The sequence below is a fragment of the Duganella kummerowiae genome (genome assembly GCF_053572355.1).
Genome location: NZ_JBKFEH010000018.1, coordinates 41,935 through 55,327 on the forward strand (window position 1 = coordinate 41,935; position 13,393 = coordinate 55,327).

Below are 13,393 nucleotides of genomic sequence, written 5' to 3' on the forward strand. Positions count from 1 at the left end.
GACAGCGCAAGAAGGGATTGGTATGTTGCAATTTGATGCAATATGACAAGCCGATGACCTGCCCCATGCTGAAACCCGCACTTTTCCTGCTGGCCCTGCTGGCCACGCCGCTCCCCGCCCAGGCCCAGGCGGCAGCCATCCCGGCCGTGACGCCGCAGCCCGGCTCACCCGAATACGCGCAGATACGCGCCCTGCTGGACCGCCTGTACCAGGCCTTCAACTATGCGCCGCGCCAGGAGCCGGACTGGGCAGCCATGCGCGCCTGCTTCCTGGACGGCGCCGCCTTCGTGGTGGAGGCCGTGCCCGGCCAGGCCGCCCGCGCCCAGGACATCGACGCCTTCATCACCGGCTGGCGCAACTACATGCGCGAGCACCGCGACGAGAACGTGGGCTATGCCGAAGCCATCCGCGAGGCGCGCATCACCCAGGTGGGCAGCGTGGCCCACGTCGATGTGATGTTCTACGGCAGGGAGCCGGGCGATCCGCGCCAGCGCCAGCCCGGCCTGGACAGCCTGCAGCTGGTGCTGGTGGATGGCCAGTGGAAGGTCGCAGCCTTCGTGGTGCAGCGCGAATCCAAGCTGTAGCCGCCAGCCGTGCTACGCCAGGCGGCGGAACACGCTAGCATGGCCGCACGCTCACCCACCGCAGGCACAGCATGCCCGAAGGCCCCTCCATCGTCATCCTGAAGGAAGAAGCCGCCAGCTTCATCGGCAAGACCATCGCCCACGCCGGCGGCAACAGCAAGACCGTCGATATTCCCAGTCTGGAAGGCCAGACCATCCTCGACTTGCGCAGCTGGGGCAAGCATTTCCTCATCGTGCTGCCGCACACCGTGCTGCGCGTGCACTTCCTGCTGTTCGGCAGCTACCGCATCAATCAGCGGCGCGACGCCGCGCCGCGCCTGGCGCTGGGTTTTGCGGATGGGTCGGAACTGAATTTCTATGCCTGCGCCATCAAGCCGGTCGAGGCCGACCTGGACGCCGTGTACGACTGGCGCGCCGACGTCATGGCCGAGGCCTGGTCGGCCGCCCTGGCGCGAAAAAAACTGCGCGCCATGCCTGCCAAGCTGGCCTGCGACGCCCTGCTCGACCAGGAGGTGTTTTCAGGCGTGGGCAACATCATCAAGAACGAGGTGCTGTTCCGCATCCGCCTGCACCCGCTGTCCGAGATCGGCGCCCTTCCCGAGCGCAAGCTGCGCGAACTGGTGGAGCAGGCGCGCCAGTACAGCTTTGATTTCCTGGCATGGAAAAAGGCCGGGGTGCTGAAGCAGCACTGGCTGGCGCACACCAAAAGCACCTGCCCGCGCTGCCACATCCCCTTCCACAAGGGCCAACTGGGCACGACGCGGCGGCGCAGCTTCTGGTGCGAGAATTGCCAGAAGCGTTACCAGGTGAAGTCGTCCGGGATCTTGAAATCGGCGTAGGGATCGTCCTCCGCCGCGACCGCCTCGCTGGGCTTGTTGACGCGCACCACGATGGCGGGATTGCGCTCGGCGATCTTGTCGGCCACCACGCGCGGCACCAGCTCGGCCTGCTCGCCCTGGCGCACGATCACCAGCCGCCCGGCCACCAGATGCTCGCGCACCTTGTCCGACACGTAGATGCGCTCGACCTTGTTGTCGTAGGTGTAGTGGTAAGGGCTGTCGGTGGCCTTGCCCTTGTCCTGGCGGTTTTCCCTGACCAGCTGGGCGATCTGGGCCGCGACGGCCTTCTGGGCGGCAGCCGCATCGCGCTGGGCGTTCAGTTCACGAGCACGCTCGGCCTGCTTGCGCTGGGCCTCCTGGGCCGCCAGCCGGGCTTCGTCCACGCTTTCGGTGCCGCTGCGGCGCTCCTGCTTTTTCTGGTTGTTCTTCTCGTGATTGACTTGCTTGACCTTGCCCTTGTTTACCAGGCCGGCTTTCAGCAGCTGATCTTGTAGGGAAACCATGTGCGACTCCATTCGTAAGCCCACCGGGACGGCGGAAAAGCGTAAGGATAGCAAATCCACCCGCCTTCGGATAATTGACAAAAATGAATGTATGCTGATACCCTGCCGAAAGTTGCCACAATAACATTCACCTGGGGATCACCATGTTCAAGACCTTGTTGGGCCGCGTATTGCGGCCCATACTCCCTCACGTACTGCTGCCCGTGCTGCTGTGCTGCGCCGGCGCCGTCCAGGCCGGCAGCGTCACCCTCTATGAAAACCAGCTGGACGCCATCTTCGGCGTGGCCGGCCTGGGCATCGACATCCGGATCGACGCCGCCCGCACCATCGTCCATCCCGACTGGACGGTGCTGAACCAGGCCGAGTTCAACACCATGGCCGGCTACAGCTATGCGCATAGCACCCTGGGCGTAGCGGCGAAGGCCGTGCCGGTGTTCTTCATCGATTCCTTCGATCCCAGCCTGGGCGGCGCCCCCACCAGCGGCGTGATCGGCCTGGGCTGGGTCGGCCTGGGCGGGTTGGCCGTCAATTCCTATGTGGCCGGCAACGCCGTGTACGGCAGCACCGTGGTGGCGCATGAGCTGGGCCACAACCTGGGGCTGAGCCATGGCGGCATCCACGGCGACCTCATGTATCCCAACCTGGATGCCAGCGGCAGCGCCACCCACTTCGAGAGCTACGAGATCAGCACCATCCTGCGCAGCAGCCTGGTGCAGGTCGACGCCCTGGGCCAGAAATACATAGAAATCGCCCCGTTCGCCGTGGTGGCCGCGCTGCCGGTGCCGGAGCCGGCCAGCTGGGCCATGCTGCTGGGCGGGCTGGGGTTGATCGGCGCCATGCGCCGCCGCAACGCGCGCTAATCCTTGTGGGTATGGGTGAAATAGCGCAGCGCCACCTGGTCAGACAGGGCCTGCGCCGCCACCACCAGCCGTCCCAGCAAGTCCTGCAGGTAGGTGCTGCCGCCGTATAGGTCCTCGCTGGCGTCCAGCGCCAGCAGCTCGGCGCGCAGGGCCGGCAGGGCGTCGCCGCCGCCCGCGCTTTCCGCCTCCATGGGCAGCTTGCGCAAGGTATTCAGGATGCCCTCGACCTGGAACACGATGGAGCGCGGGTTGCTCTCGTCCAGCACCAGCAAGTCCAGTAGCGGCAGCCACTCCGGCTGCGACTGGTAGCGCGCGCGGTAGGTGATCACGCTGTCCGACAATTCCAGCAGCCAGTCCAGTTCACCCCGGTCGCCCATGGCCAGCCCGCGCTGCAGCAGCTGGCACTGGAACAGCAGCCGTTCCAGGCGCCGCCCCAGCGACATGAAGCGCCAGCCCAGGTCGCGGTTCATGCCGTCCAGCGCATAGCCGGACATCAGCATGTTGGCTTCCACCGCCGTGTCGAGCAGCTGCATGGCTTCGGCCCGGGTCAGCGGCTGCGGCCCGGGGGCGGCCTGGCCCATGCGCTGCAGCGCGCGCCAGTTGTCGGCCGAGAGCCGCTCGCGCAGCTGCATGGCGCTGCCGTACAGGGCCTGCTGCTGGCACACCAGGCCGGGACCGTCGCCGCAGCCGACCGCGCGCAGCAGCTGCTCGGCGATGGCCTCGTCGTCCGCCTCGTCCCCGGGCCGCAGCAGGCCGAACCAGGCGCACAGGCCGGTCATGGCCTGCCACTCGGACCCGCGCTGCTCGGGATGGCTGTAGAACTGGTAATCGAGGCAGACTCGCAGCAGGCGCGCGACATCGTCGCAGCGTTCGGCGTTGCGGCCCAGCCAGAACAGGTTTTCCGCCATGCGGCTGGACAAATGGGTATCGTCGCGCACCAGGTCGCGGCTGGTGCGCAGGCGCGCCTCGGGCGGCGCCGCCACCACGCGCGACCTGGCCTGGACCCAGGTGTCCTTGGAGCCGCCGCCCTGCTGCATGGTGATCACGCGCGCGTCCGGGCCGGTGGCGACCCGGGTCAGGCCGCCCGGCATCAGCACATAGCCCTTGGGCGTGGCGCAGGCATACACGCGCAGCCCGGTGGCGCAGGGATACAGACCGGCCGGTCCGGCGTCGCGCTTCCACACCGGCGCCTGCGACAGCCGCACCAGCTCCTGCGCCACATAGTTGGCCGGATGGGCGCGCAGCTGCGCCTCCAGCGCCGCGCGGCCGCGCGCGTCCAGGTCCATGCCGTACACCGGCCGCCAGCGCAGCTGCGGATGGCTGGGCGAGATCACCAGCCGCTCCAGGTTGGCCACCACCTGCTCCAGCGCCTCCGGCTGGCCACACCACCAGGTGGCCACCGACGGCATCTTCAATTCCTCGCCCAGCAGCTGCTGGCACAGCGAGGGCAAAAAACCCAGCAGGGCGCCCGATTCCAGCAGGCTGGAGCCGAGGCTGTTGGTGATCAGGACATTGCCCAGGCGGGCCGCCTCGGTCAGCCCGGCCACACCCAGCGCGGAGTCGGCGCGCAGCTCCAGCGGATCGCAAAAGTCGTCGTCCACCCGGCGCAGGATCACGTGCACGCGCTGCATGCCGGACAACGACTTGAGCCACACCATGCCCTGGCGCACGGTCAGGTCGCTGCCTTGCACCAGCGGCAGGCCCAGATGGCGCGCCAGGTAGGCGTGCTCGTAGTAGGTTTCGTTCAGCGGACCGGGCGTCAGCACCACCATGTTAGGCGGCTCACCGGGCCGCAGCGGCGCCGCGCCCGGGCCGTAGGCGGCGCACTGCCGGCCCCAGGTCGACAGGCTGGCGCGCATGGTGTCGAAGAAGGGGTTCAGGTTGCGCACATTCAGTTCGCGCAGCAGCTCGGGGAAGGCGCGGCTGATGACGGTGCGGTTTTCCAACGCGTAGCCGGCCCCGGACGGGGCCTGGGTGCGGTCGCTGACCACCCACCAGCGTCCGTCCGGCGCGCGCGCCAGGTCCAGGGCGTAGAAATGCAGGGCCACGTTGCCCAGGTGGCGGATGCCGTGGCAGGGCCGCAGGAAGCCGGCATGGCCGTGCACCAGGGCCGGCGGCAGCAGGCCGTCGGCCAGCAGGCGCTGCGGCCCGTACACATCCAGCAGGATGCGGTTGAGCAGGGTGGCGCGCTGGATCACGGCCGCCTCGATCGCGGCCCACTCGTCGTGCGGCAGTATCAGCGGCAGCGCGTTCAGGTCCCAGGGCCGCTGGTTGCCTTTGAGGTCGGCGTAGACGTTGTAGGTGACGCCATTCTCGCGCACCTGGCGCCGCACGGCGTCCACCCGCGCCTGCATGGCCTCCTCCGGCTCGGACTGCAGGATGTCCAGCAGGGCGCGCCAGTGCGCGCGCGGGCGCTGCTGGGCGTCCAGCATTTCATCGTAGGCGTCGGCGGCGGCCGGATAGCCGGCCAGCAGGCCGCCCGGCGGCGGTGGCGGGGAGTTGGTGCGCATCCCTCAGCATACCGTCATGGGGCTTGCCAGCGCAAATCCAGGGTCAGCGGGAAGCTGGGATTGGCCGCCTCGCGCCGCACCGCCATCGGACCCGGCGTGTGGCCGTGGCTCCAGAAGCGGGCGAAGCGGCGCGCCTCGGCCGCGTTGGCGTTGACCGGCGCCCCGGTTTCGTTGCGCCCGCCCGGATGGGCCACGTGGTAGGTGCAGCCGCCGATGGCGCGTGCGCTCCAGGTATCGACCAGGTCGAAGGTGAGCGGCGCCTGCACCTTGATGGTGGGATGCAGCGCCGACCACGGGCTCCAGGCGCGGAAGCGCACCCCGGCCACGTATTCGCCCGGCACGCCGGTCGGGTGCAGCGGCAGCTGGCGGCCGTTGCAGGCCACCACGTGGCGGCCGTCGGTCATGCCGCGCACCAGCAGCTGCATGCGCTCGACCGAGGAATCGACGTAGCGCGCGGTGCCGCCGCCGCTCATTTCTTCGCCCAGCACGTTCCACGGCTCGATGGCCTGGCGCAGCTCCAGCTCGACCCCGGCGTAGGCCACGGTGCCGTAGCGCGGGAAGCGGAATTCGATGAAGGGGTCGAACCAGCCTTCCTCGAAGGCGTAGCCGGCGCGGCGCAGGTCGGCCACGACGTCGCGCATGTCCTGGGCCACGAAGTGCGGCAGCATCCAGCGGTCGTGCAGGGCCGTACCCCAGTGCACCAGCTTGCCCTGGTAGGGTTCGCGCCAGAAACGCGCCACCAGGGCCCGCAGCAGCAGCATCTGCACCAGGCTCATACGCTCGTGTGGCGGCATCTCGAAGCCGCGGAATTCCAGCAGGCCGAGGCGGCCGGTGGGACCGTCCGGCGAATACAGCTTGTCGATCGAGAATTCGGCGCGGTGGGTGTTGCCGGTCAGGTCCACCAGCAGGTTGCGCAGCAGGCGGTCCACTATCCACGGCTTGTCGCCCGGATGCAGGGTGGGCAGCACCTGGTCCATCTGCTGGAAGGCGATGGCCAGCTCGTACAGGTTGTCGTCGCGCGCCTCGTCGACGCGCGGCGCCTGGCTGGTGGGGCCGATGAAAGTGCCGGAGAACAGATAGGACAGGGCCGGATGGTTCTGCCAGTAGGTGATCAGGCTGCGCAGCAGGTCGGGACGGCGCAGCAGCGGGCTGTCCTCGGCGCTGGCGCCGCCCAGGGTGGCGTGGTTGCCGCCGCCGGTGCCCGTGTGGCGGCCGTCGTACATGAATTTTTCCGTGCCCAGGCGGCACAAGCGGGCTTCCTGGTACAGGGTGCTGGTGTTGTGCACCAGCTCGTCCCAGCTGGTGGCCGGGTGGATGTTCACCTCGATCACGCCGGGGTCGGGCGTCACGCTGAGCAGCTTGATGCGCGGGTCGCGCGGAGGCGGATAGCCTTCCAGCCACAGCTTGACGCGGGCCTCGGCGGCGCTGGCCTCGACCGCCGCCACCAGCGCCAGGTACTCCTCCAGCCGGGTCAGCGGCGGCATGAACACGTACAGGCGCCCGGCCCGCACCTGCACGCACAGGGCGGTGTGGATGACGTCGCGCGCGGCCACGGCGTCCGGGTCGACAGCGTCAGTATCGGCGGCTTGAAGGGCGGCCGCCTGCTGCGCGGCGTCGCCGGGACGCACGCCAGCCAGCCCGGCGGAGGCGCGCAGGCTGGCGCCGGCAGCGGCGCCAGCAGAACCGGTCCCGGCGCCGGCGGTGGAACTGGCTGCCGCGCTGGCAGCCAATCCGCTTGCGCCGGCCGACGCGCCGCGCGCTGCCGCCTGCGCGCCCAGCGCGGCATGCTGCGGCAGCGGATCGCGCGGCGCGAACGGGTCGATATCGAAGCGCGGCTCACGGTCTTCCGGCTGCACCCAGGGCAGCGCCCCCAGCGGCAGGCGCAGGCCCATGGGCGAATCGCCGTCGATCAGGTACAGGTGTTCGCGCCTGAGCGGCCAGGGCGAAGTGCGCCAGGCCGTGGCCTTGCCGGGCTCCGGCTCGCGCGGCTGCAGCGGCAGCACGTAGCCGACCACCGCGCCCAGCCCGGTCTCCAGCAGGCGCGCCAGGCGGCGCCGCTCGTCCGGCGCCTTGAGGTCGGCCTTGAGCGGATCGACGTTCACCGGCAGCTCCTGCTCGCGGCGCGCCTGCTGCAGCACGTCCTCGTAGGCCGGCAGCGCGCTGCCGGCCGGCAGGCGCAGGGCCCGCACCAGGGCTGCCGTGAAGCGGGCCGCCTCCTGGTCGCCATAGCCCTCGGGTACGGCCTCGTCGGCAAACAGGCCGGCATCCTTCCATACCGGCTGGCCGTCGGTGCGCCAATAAATATTCAGGGCCCAGCGCGGCAGCGGTTCGCCCGGATACCACTTGCCCTGGCCGTAGTGCAGCAGGCCGCCGGGCGCGAAATGGCGCTTGAGGCGCTGCGCCAGCTGGCCGGCCAGGGCGCGCTTCTCGGCGCCGTGGGCGGCCGTGTTCCACTGCGGGCTGTCCATGTCGTCGATGGAGACGAAGGTCGGCTCGCCGCCCTGGGTCAGGCGCACGTCCTGGGCCACCAGGTCGGCGTCCACCTGGCGCCCCAACTGTTCGACCCGCTGCCATTCGTCGTCGCCATAGGGCTTGGTCACGCGCGGGTCCTCGTGGATACGGGTGACCGTCATCTCGTGCGAGAAATGCACCTCGGCCGGATCGGCAAAGCCCACCACCGGCGCCGCCGACGAGGGCGTGGCGGTGCAGGCCAGCGGGATGTGGCCCTCGCCGGCCAGCATGCCGGAGGTGGGGTCCAGGCCTATCCAGCCGGCGCCCGGCACATACACCTCGGCCCAGGCATGCAGGTCGGTGAAATCGACCGCAGTGCCGCTGGGGCCATCCAGCGCTTCCTGGTCGGCGGCGAGCTGGATCAGGTAGCCGGAGGCGAAGCGCGCCGCCAGCCCCAGGTGCCGCAGGATCTGCACCAGCAGCCAGCCGCTGTCGCGGCAGGAGCCGCAGCCCAGTTCCAGGGTTTCCTCCGGCGTCTGCACGCCGGGCTCCATGCGCAGCAGGTAATTGATGTCGCGCTGCAGGCGCTGGTTGAGCGCCACCAGGAAGGCGTTGGTGCCCATGTCCGGCTCCACCAGCTCGCTGCGCGCCGTCTCCAGCCAGGCGCGCAGGCGCGGGCCGGCCGGTTCCGGCTGCAGGTAGGGCTGCAGCTCGACCGCCAGCTGCTCGGCGTAGGCGAAGGGATAGCGCTCGGCATAGCCTTCGATGAAGAAGTCGAAGGGATTGATGACCGTCATGTCGGCCACCAGGTCCACCGTGAATTCCAGCAGCGCCGTCTTCTCCGGGAACACGTAGCGGGCAATGTAGTTGCCGTAGGGGTCCTGCTGCCAGTTGATGAAGTGCTGCTCGGGCGTCACGCTGAGCGAGTACGACAGGATGGGCGTGCGCGCATGCGGCGCCGGGCGCAGCCGCACTTCATGGGGCGAGAGCGCCACCTGGCGGTCGTAGCGGTAGCTGGTCTTGTGGTGCAGAGCGACGCGGATGGCCATGCGGGTATGCTCCTGTAGCGAATTGGCGGTCTCGCCACGGGTAAGCAGGATTTGTACCACTTTGACAAGGGCCTCCTGCACCATGGCGGTGCAGCGAGGCTGGCGGTATCGCCGCGCTCAGGCGCCGGGCCGGTGCACGCCCTGCACCTGCACCTGGCTGGCCACCATGGGCGGCGCCGGCCTGGCCGACTGGCGCCCGTCCAGCGGGGTCATGGTGACGTTGACCTGCAGCTGCTGGCAGCCGCCGCCCAGCACCACCCCGCGCAGCGGCGTGACGTCGCTGAAGTCGCGCCCCCAGCCCAGGGTCAGGTGCTCGTACTGCACCAGGCAGCGGTTGGTGGGATCGAAGTCGATCCAGCCGGCCTGCGGGCAATACACCGAGACCCAGGCGTGCGAGGCGTCCGCCCCCACCAGGCGCGGCTGGCCCTCGGGCGGATGGGTCAGGATATAGCCGCTGACGTAGCGCGCCGGCAGGCCCAGGCTGCGCAGACAGCCCACCATCAGCTGGGCAAAATCCTGGCACACGCCGCGGCGGCCGGCCATGACCTGTTCCAGCGGAGTGGAAATGTCGGTAGCCTGGGGATCGAACTCGAATTCGGCGCCGATGCGCACGGCCAGCTCCATGGCCGCCTGCAGCAGGGCGCGGCCGGGCTTGAAGCTGGCCCGCGCAAATTGCGCGATCTCGCCATTCCAGCGCACCTGGGGCGACTCATACAGGTAGCGGCAGGCTTCCAGCAGGGCCGGATCGGACGAGTGCTGGACCAGGTCGCGCAGGGACTCCCAGGGCGGCGAGGCCGCCAGCACCTCCGGGCCGGGACGCGCCAGCATGGCCACCACGGCTTCCGAGCGCACCAGCAGCGACTGGTGCGGCGCGCTGATGCCGACATGGCGCACCAGGTTGCCGAAGTAGTCGCTGCGCTCGCTGCACTCGTCCACGGCCGGCTCGATGTGGATGCGGTGCGACTCGGTGCGCTGGTGGGCGAAGTCGCGCGGGGTCAGGTGCAGCACCTGCTGCGACAGGGTGACCACGCCCTGGTAGCGGTAGCGGGTCTCGTGCAGGATGTGGTAGCGGCAGTGTGGCGCGGCCTCGGGAGGTAAGCTCATGCGGGTCTCCGGCGCGCCCTGTGCGCGCGCCCTGGTGGCTGTGATACAAAATATAAGCCGCAATGTAACACGGCTGCCGGCTGGCCGGCATGCGCCCGGCCGCTCCGGCGCCGGCCGGGGGAAGCATGCGCACCGCCGCCGACCGGCGATCAGCCGGCCTTGGCCTTGGGCGCCGGTTTCAGGATGGCGTCCGCCTTGGCGCGGTCCTGTGCCGTCAGCTGCGGCTCGACCGCCTTCAGGGCCGGGCCGGCCGCCTCGTTGGCGGAGGCCTTGGCCAGGCTCAGCCACACATAGCCCATGGCCAGGTCCTTGGGCCCGCCCTCGCCCAGGGCCGACATCACGCCCAGGTTGTACATGGCGTCCGGCTGGCCGTGCATGGCGGCTTCGCTGAACAGCTTGCGCGCCGTGGCCAGGTCCTTGGGCACTTCCTGGCCCGCGTAGAAATAGGTGGCCAGGGCAGCCTGGGCGTCGGCATTGCCCTTCACCGCCGACTCCTTGTAGTACACCAGGGCGCGCTTCTGGTCCGGGTCCACGCCCTCGCCCAGGTCATACATGCGGCCGGCCGCGAACAGGGCGTCGGCATTGCCGCCCTTGCCTGCCTCCACGAACCAGGCGCCGGCCTGCTTGAAGTCCTGCGGTACGCCGTTTTCGCCCGTGTAATAGGCCTTGGCCAGGCTGTACTGCGCCACCGTGTAGCCGGCCTCAGCGCCCTCCTTCAGGTAGGCCAGGCCCTTGGCCGGGTCTTTCTCGCCGCCCAGGCCGCCCAGGTAAGCCAGGCCCAGGGTGTTGCTGGCGGGGATATAGCCCATGTCGACCGCCTTGGCATACCATTTGCGCGCCTCGCCCGCATCCTTGGGTACGCCCTGGCCCAACAGGTACATTTTGGCCAGGGTCATGGCCGCCTCGCAGCGGGGGTTCAGGGCGCCGGGGTTTTTCGGGTTGAAGCGCAGCCGGTCCTGGGTCGGGTCATAGCGCGCCTCCACCACTTCGCGGAACCACTTGACGGCCTGCTTGCTGTCGCGCGGCGTACCCTGGCCGTACAGGTGCATCTTGCCCAGCATCAGGGCTGCCTCCTCGTAGCCGACCTTGCTCCAGGCCACGTTGAACTGCTGCAGGGCGGTGGCGTAATCGTTGCGGTCCAGGGCGTCGAAGGCTTGCTCCAGCGATTTGTCCTTGCGCGCGATGGCGTTGCGGCCGGCCGCGAAGTTGCGGTCGTTCTGGCCGCACTTGACGGCCGGCTCCATGCCGTCCGGCATGGCCACGCCAGCCATGGGGTCTTCGATCGACGAGGACAGGGCCATATTGGAGACGTCGCCATTCGGGGCAGTGTCGCTGAATTTGTCCAGACCATTGCCGGCCGTGTTGCCCAGCGAATTGAAGTCGCTCAGATACTTGAGCATGACGTCGTCCTCGGCCGGGTTATAGGTGCTCATGAAGGCGCAGGAGGACGCGAACTTGCGCGACAACACCTTGCTCTTGGCCGTGATCACGTCCGAGGGATCCACTGTCTGGCGCTTGGCGTTCACCGATACCGAGGGGATGGGCGCGGGCGCCTGTTCGGCCTGGGCGCGGGCGGCGCCAGCCAGCATGAGCAAACTCATCAGCGATACGGCGGTCTTCATGGGATCTCCTGTTTTTATTGGTGGAATAAGTTTGTTTTAAATAACGGCGGTCCGCAAATGAGTAACCGTTATGGCTTTGATGATAAATCGCGCGCGCAACTATCGCATTGCAGCAACAGAGCAATCTTTTGAGAGATTTGACCACCACGTTTCAAGATACTATGCTGCTCAGCTTGCTCAAAAGCTTTATTTTTTACCCAAGAGGAATTCATGGACGCGTTCACGCTGGTGGTCACCTCCGGCCTGGCGTCGGCCATCATGGCCGTCACCATGCTGCTGCTGTACCGCGCCAGCTCGCGCGCGGCCTGCCTGCTGGACTGGTCGGCGGCCGGCACCCTGTTCCTTGCTTCCAACGCGGTGGCCTTCGTGGCCGGCGTGACCGACTTCAAGCACCCTGCCATGCCTGCCCTCGGCAACGCCTTCTATATCGGCGGCCACTTCATGATCGCGGCCGGGCTGCGGCGCCACCTGGGCCTGCGCCCGCGCCATGCATTGCTGGCCGCGCTGCTGGCCGGCGTGCCGCTGCTGCACCTGCTGCCGTTTACCCAGAGTTCGGTGCTGCACCGGCTGCTGCTGCTGACACCCTTGATCGCGGCCTGCAACGCCCATGTGGTGTGGTGTATCTGGCGCCTGCCGCCGGGCGAGGCCAAGCCGTCCTACCTGCCGCTGATGCTGGTGGAAGGCGCCTTCATGCTGCAGCTGGTGGTGCGCGCCCTATGGATCGCGCTGGCCGGCGGCCAGCTGACCTACATGGGCAACCAGTTGTCTCAGACCATAGGTTCGCTGTCGGTGCTGGTATTCCTGTCGGCCGGCGTAATGAGCTGCGCCCTGATCGTGATGCGCCAGCAGGAACTGGCGCTGCGCCGCGCCGCCCTGCGCGACAGCCTGACCGGCTGGTACAACCGGCGCGCGCTGCAGGAACAAGCCCGGCGCGCTTTCCAGCGCTTCAGCCGCGGCGGGACAGCGCCGGCCTTCATCGTGTTCGACATCGATTACTTCAAGCGTATCAACGACCGCCACGGCCACGCCGTGGGCGACGCCGCCATCGTGCACGCCACCCGCGTGGCTGGCTGCAGCTTGCGTGGCTACGACGCCCTGTTCCGCACCGGCGGCGAGGAATTCGCGGTACTGGTGGAGGACACCGGCGCGCCGGCCTGCCGCCAGATGGCGGAGCGGCTGCGCGCCGCCATTGCCGCCGAGCCGCTGCAAGCCGAGGGCCACGAGGTGGGATTGACGGTCAGCGTCGGCCTGGCGCTGGCTGAACCGGGCGAGGATTGGGAGGCGCTGCTGCGCCGCGCCGACCAGGCCCTGTACCTGGCCAAGCAATCGGGCCGCAACCGGGTGTGCGTGCACGGCGAGGCGGTCCCGACGGCCGCCATGGCGGCGCCAGTGCCAGCCTGGGCCTGACCCACCTTCAATTCCCCTGCACGCTGAGCGCCCGCACCGCGCCGCGCAGCTGGGCGTGCAGGCGGCTGAGCTCCTGCTCGGACAGGCCGGGGAACATGCGCGCTTCCACTTGCGCCACCACCACGTCGCAATCGCGCAGCACGGCGTGGCCGTGCTCCGTCAGGCTGATCTGGATGATGCGGCCGTGGGCCGGGTCCGGCGTGCGCGCGATCCAGCCGCCCGCCTCCATGGTCTTGACCATCTCGTTGGCCGATTGCGGTGAAATCATGGTGCGCTCGGCCAGCTGGGCGTTCGATAGCGCGCCCTGGGCGCGGAACACCGACAGCGCCGTGTACTGCGGCACCGTCAGCCCGTGGGGCGCCAGCACCTCGCGCAGGCGCTTGTTCAATACGTGGTCGAGGCGGCCGGCCAGATAGGCCAGCCCCATGGGTTTGGACGGGGAATGATCAACCATAAATTGTGCT

General features: G+C 68.8%; 10 protein-coding genes. 4 read left to right on the forward strand and 6 right to left on the reverse strand.

Annotated elements, in window-relative coordinates:
• Positions 1 to 65: 65 nt before the first annotated feature.
• Together ACLB1G_RS23200 and ACLB1G_RS23205 are read left to right on the forward strand one after the other, a co-directional pair.
• Positions 66 to 584, forward strand: a complete 519-nt coding sequence (locus ACLB1G_RS23200; protein WP_491629617.1) for a nuclear transport factor 2 family protein — start codon at positions 66 to 68, stop codon at positions 582 to 584.
• 71 nt (positions 585 to 655) lie between these two features.
• Positions 656 to 1,423, forward strand: a complete 768-nt coding sequence (locus ACLB1G_RS23205; protein WP_491629618.1) for a DNA-formamidopyrimidine glycosylase family protein — start codon at positions 656 to 658, stop codon at positions 1,421 to 1,423.
• Here ACLB1G_RS23205 and ACLB1G_RS23210 read toward each other — a convergent pair.
• Positions 1,384 to 1,926, reverse strand: coding sequence for a DUF2058 domain-containing protein (locus tag ACLB1G_RS23210; protein WP_491629619.1), 543 nt, complete (start codon positions 1,924 to 1,926; stop codon positions 1,384 to 1,386). The genes ACLB1G_RS23205 and ACLB1G_RS23210 overlap by 40 nt on opposite strands.
• 143 nt (positions 1,927 to 2,069) lie before the next feature.
• Here ACLB1G_RS23210 and ACLB1G_RS23215 point away from each other — a divergent pair, with 143 nt between their 5' ends.
• Positions 2,070 to 2,786 carry a PEPxxWA-CTERM sorting domain-containing protein gene (locus tag ACLB1G_RS23215; RefSeq protein WP_491629620.1) on the forward strand — a complete coding sequence of 239 codons (717 nt, stop codon included), beginning with the start codon at positions 2,070 to 2,072 and terminating at the stop codon, positions 2,784 to 2,786.
• On the opposite strand, the gene ACLB1G_RS23220 is transcribed toward ACLB1G_RS23215, so the two are convergent.
• The 4 genes from ACLB1G_RS23220 to ACLB1G_RS23235 form a co-directional block, all read right to left on the reverse strand.
• Positions 2,783 to 5,296, reverse strand: coding sequence for a circularly permuted type 2 ATP-grasp protein (locus ACLB1G_RS23220; RefSeq protein WP_491629621.1), 2,514 nt, complete (start codon positions 5,294 to 5,296; stop codon positions 2,783 to 2,785). The genes ACLB1G_RS23215 and ACLB1G_RS23220 overlap by 4 nt on opposite strands.
• 14 nt (positions 5,297 to 5,310) lie before the next feature.
• The gene (locus tag ACLB1G_RS23225) at positions 5,311 to 8,796 is read right to left on the reverse strand and encodes a transglutaminase family protein (RefSeq protein ID WP_491629645.1); all 3,486 of its coding nucleotides are present in this window, start codon (positions 8,794 to 8,796) and stop codon (positions 5,311 to 5,313) included.
• A gap of 117 nt (positions 8,797 to 8,913) precedes the next feature.
• Positions 8,914 to 9,900, reverse strand: a complete 987-nt coding sequence (locus ACLB1G_RS23230) for a transglutaminase family protein (protein ID WP_491629622.1) — start codon at positions 9,898 to 9,900, stop codon at positions 8,914 to 8,916.
• Positions 9,901 to 10,049: 149 nt separating this feature from the next.
• On the reverse strand, positions 10,050 to 11,522 hold the full coding sequence (locus tag ACLB1G_RS23235; RefSeq protein ID WP_491629623.1) for an SEL1-like repeat protein: 1,473 nt from the start codon (positions 11,520 to 11,522) through the stop codon (positions 10,050 to 10,052).
• 210 nt (positions 11,523 to 11,732) lie between these two features.
• Between ACLB1G_RS23235 and ACLB1G_RS23240 the strand changes: the two genes are divergently transcribed.
• Entirely contained in the window at positions 11,733 to 12,929 is a 1,197-nt protein-coding gene (locus tag ACLB1G_RS23240; RefSeq protein WP_491629624.1) for a GGDEF domain-containing protein, read from the forward strand.
• Between the two features lie 7 nt (positions 12,930 to 12,936).
• Here the strand turns inward: ACLB1G_RS23240 and ACLB1G_RS23245 are convergent, their stop codons facing one another.
• Positions 12,937 to 13,383, reverse strand: a complete 447-nt coding sequence (locus tag ACLB1G_RS23245) for a MarR family winged helix-turn-helix transcriptional regulator (protein WP_491629625.1) — start codon at positions 13,381 to 13,383, stop codon at positions 12,937 to 12,939.
• Positions 13,384 to 13,393: the final 10 nt, after the last annotated feature.

Bases quoted from the DNA above. Each gene is read 5' to 3' on its own strand.
- ACLB1G_RS23210 (WP_491629619.1), bottom strand. From the start codon at position 1,926: ATGGTTTCCCTACAAGATCAGCTGCTGAAAGCCGGCCTGGTAAACAAG.
- ACLB1G_RS23225 (WP_491629645.1), bottom strand. From the start codon at position 8,796: ATGGCCATCCGCGTCGCTCTGCACCACAAGACCAGCTACCGCTACGAC.
- ACLB1G_RS23200 (WP_491629617.1), top strand. From the start codon at position 66: ATGCTGAAACCCGCACTTTTCCTGCTGGCCCTGCTGGCCACGCCGCTC.
- ACLB1G_RS23220 (WP_491629621.1), bottom strand. From the start codon at position 5,296: ATGCGCACCAACTCCCCGCCACCGCCGCCGGGCGGCCTGCTGGCCGGC.
- ACLB1G_RS23240 (WP_491629624.1), top strand. From the start codon at position 11,733: ATGGACGCGTTCACGCTGGTGGTCACCTCCGGCCTGGCGTCGGCCATC.
- ACLB1G_RS23230 (WP_491629622.1), bottom strand. From the start codon at position 9,900: ATGAGCTTACCTCCCGAGGCCGCGCCACACTGCCGCTACCACATCCTG.
- ACLB1G_RS23215 (WP_491629620.1), top strand. From the start codon at position 2,070: ATGTTCAAGACCTTGTTGGGCCGCGTATTGCGGCCCATACTCCCTCAC.
- ACLB1G_RS23235 (WP_491629623.1), bottom strand. From the start codon at position 11,522: ATGAAGACCGCCGTATCGCTGATGAGTTTGCTCATGCTGGCTGGCGCC.
- ACLB1G_RS23205 (WP_491629618.1), top strand. From the start codon at position 656: ATGCCCGAAGGCCCCTCCATCGTCATCCTGAAGGAAGAAGCCGCCAGC.
- ACLB1G_RS23245 (WP_491629625.1), bottom strand. From the start codon at position 13,383: ATGGTTGATCATTCCCCGTCCAAACCCATGGGGCTGGCCTATCTGGCC.